A 648-nucleotide genomic window follows, 5' to 3' on the forward strand; every position below is an offset into this window, starting at 1 on the left:
CAGATCCCATTTACTCTCTCATGTTGATGGGTATTCTACGTGAAGAGTATTACGTGTGGGATAAAGAGGCGAGCATCAACTTTATCAAGCCAGGACAAAGCGATTTGTTTGCTGAGTTTGAGATCACGGATGGTATGCTAGACGAGATCTATCAGATGACTCGAAACGGCGAAAAGTGCTTTCCTGAATTCATTACGCATGTAAAAGACAAACAAGGGAATGTGGTATCTGAAGTTCAGCGCAAGTTATATGTGAGAAAGAAGCCTCAATATCGAGAAGAAGAGGCGGTAACGGAAGTGCCTTAATTTAATGCTATAAAAAAGACCTCCAATCGGAGGTCTTTTTTAATACTTACTTAGCCTTCTAGCTCAGCTAGGCACATTTCTTCGTAAATCTGCTTAACCCAGTTTTCGACGCGTTGGTCAGTCAACTCAGGTTGACGGTCTTCATCAATACATAGACCTACGAATTGGCTGTCGTCGCCTTCAACAAGTGCTTTTGAAGCTTCAAACTCGTAGCCTTCAGTTGAAGTATGACCAAGAATTGTGCCGCCTTTAGACTCAACGATGTCACGCACTGTACCCATCGCATCGCAGAAGTATTCTGCGTAGTCTTCTTGGTCGCCACAGCCAAAGATAGCCACTAGCT

2 protein-coding genes are annotated in these 648 nt (G+C 43.7%); one reads left to right on the forward strand and one right to left on the reverse strand.

Annotation, left to right across the window (positions count from 1 at the left end; all coding sequences use genetic code 11):
- A partial coding sequence (locus R7R24_RS27690) for a DUF4442 domain-containing protein (RefSeq protein WP_318120271.1) occupies nt 1-305 on the forward strand: 305 nt, incomplete at its 5' end.
- A gap of 50 nt (nt 306-355) precedes the next feature.
- Here the strand turns inward: R7R24_RS27690 and R7R24_RS27695 are convergent.
- Nucleotides 356-648 (reverse strand): flavodoxin domain-containing protein (locus tag R7R24_RS27695; protein ID WP_318120272.1); only part of this gene is annotated, 293 nt, incomplete at its 5' end.

This window comes from Vibrio sp. 704 (genome assembly GCF_033339295.1).